The organism is Paeniglutamicibacter sp. (assembly GCF_046714615.1).
Lineage (GTDB): Bacteria > Actinomycetota > Actinomycetes > Actinomycetales > Micrococcaceae > Paeniglutamicibacter.
Genome location: NZ_JBKKAP010000006.1, coordinates 1 through 2,100 on the forward strand (window position 1 = coordinate 1; position 2,100 = coordinate 2,100).

Genomic DNA, 2,100 nt, shown 5'->3' on the forward strand with positions numbered 1-2,100 from the left:
ACCATGGCGGGGGGGGGGGTTCCCTTGGCCCCCCCCCCCACACCCTTCTTTTATGCCCTTGCGCCTCCGTTTGCCAGCGGCTTGCCCAGGTCAGCGCCTGGCCGCGACCGGCAGCTCGATGACGACCCGGGTGCCCGGGCCGGTGCGGTCCTCCCAGTGGATGTTCCCGCTGAGTTCGCTGGTGACCAGGGTGCGCACGATCTGCAGCCCCAGGCCCTCCGTGCGGGGTTCGGGAGGCAGGCCCACTCCGTCGTCGCTGATGGCCACCCGCAGGATGTCCGCGCCCAAGGCGTTGCGCCGGCGTCCGGCGTCCAGCACCACGGTGCCGTCGCGCTCGGCCAGTCCGTGCTCCACGGCGTTGGTGACCAGTTCGTTGATGACCAGCGAAAGCGGGGTTGCCAGCTCCGCGGGCAGCTGCCCGAAGGCCCCGGTCCGCTCGGTCTTGACCTTCTGGCCCGGCGAGGCAATTTCCACGATCATCCGGAATTGCCTGTCGATCAACTCGTCGAAGTCCACGTTCTCGCTCAGCCCCTGCGAGAGGGTCTCGTGCACCGCGGCGATCGTGGCTACCCGGCGCATGGCCTGGTCCAGGCCCTGGCGGCCCTCCTCGGACTTCATCCGGCGCGACTGCATACGCAACAGCGCCGCGACGGTCTGCAGGTTGTTCTTCACCCGGTGGTGGATCTCGCGGATGGTGGCGTCCTTGGACACCAGTTCCTTCTCGCGGCGGCGTAGCTCGCTCACGTCGCGGCACAGCACCAGCGCGCCGTAGCGCCCCTTGGCGTTGCGCAGCGGGATCGACCGCAGCGACAGGGTCACCCCCATCGAGTCGATCTCTGTGCGCCAGGGCATCTTGCCCGAGACGACCAGGGGCAGCGCCTCGTCGGTGAGCCGGCGGTCCTTGACCAGCGCCATGGTCGCCTCCGAGAGCGATTTGCCCTCGAGGGTCGCGGCGGCCCCCAGCCGGCGGTAGGCAGAGACCGCGTTCGGGCTGGCGTACTGGACCACGGCGTCTGCATCCAGGCGGATGAAGCCGTCGCCCACGCGCGGTGCACCGCGCCGGGACCCGGTGGGTGTGGCGAAGTCAGGCCACAGCCCGCGGGTGCACATCCGCAAGAGGTCCTCGGCGCACTGCTTGTAGGTCAGCTCCAGCCGCGAGGGCATGCGCGACCCGGCCAGGTCGAAGTGCACCGACAACACCGCCAGGGTGCGCCCGTTGCGGACCATGGGGACGGTCTCGATGAGCATCGAGTGCTCCCCCGACGAGGGGGCTCCGGCATCGGAGCGCACGATGTCCTGGGTCAGCCAGGCCTGTTCGACCAGTGGCTTGAGGTCCTTGCGGATCCGTTCGCCCACGAAATCGGTGTGGAAGACGGTGTGCGAGGTGGAGGGACGCACATGGGCCAGGGCCTTGTACGTCCCCTCCACCGGAAACCACAGGACCAGGTCGGCAAACGCCAGGTCCGCTATGAGTTGCCAGTCCCCCACCAGGAGGTGAATCCAATCCTCATCCCCCGGACCAAAATCGGCCGACTCTCGAATTTGGTCCGTGAAGATGGCCAAGGTTTACCTCCGTACGATGGAACGCAACAGCCGCAGTGCCACCGACAGGGACGCCATGTCATCGCGTTCCAGGCGGTTCACTTCCGCGAACATGTTCTGTGCACGATCAAGATTAGCCGCGTTCGCCTCCAACCATTGCCGCACGCGCTCCGCCGGGTCGGTTTCGGACCCGTCCGTGGCTGCCACGACGTCGCGGGTGAAGTCGATGATCGTCGAGTACAGGTCGTCACGCAGTGCCGCGCGGGCCAGCGCCTTCCACCTGTCGTCGCGCGGCAGCGCGGTGATCCGCTCGAGCAGCGAGTCCACGCCGAAGCGCTCGTAGAGCACGTAGTAGACCTTCGCCAGCTCGGCCGCGTCGCTGCCGGTGCGCGAGGCCAGCTCCGCGATGTCAAGCAGCACGAAGGACTCGAACTGTTCGCCCCACAGCGTGGCCAGGGCGTCGTCCAGCCCCCACCCCTTGGCCGCGGCCGTGCCGGCCCCGGCGCCCGCGGCGTCCCCCCCCCCCAGCCACGACCCGCCCGGCGGGCGCCACGCCAG

At 68.9% G+C, this 2,100-nt stretch carries 1 protein-coding gene and 1 pseudogene; both read right to left on the reverse strand.

The window, feature by feature from the left end; all coding sequences use genetic code 11:
* Nucleotides 1–90 precede the first annotated feature (90 nt).
* Nucleotides 91–1,563: a sensor histidine kinase gene (locus tag ACLQ7E_RS00395; RefSeq protein ID WP_411730538.1), complete on the reverse strand. Its 1,473-nt coding sequence runs from the start codon at nucleotides 1,561–1,563 to the stop codon at nucleotides 91–93.
* 3 nt (nucleotides 1,564–1,566) lie between these two features.
* A pseudogene (locus ACLQ7E_RS00400) lies at nucleotides 1,567–2,100 on the reverse strand (NAD-glutamate dehydrogenase); the annotation flags it as partial.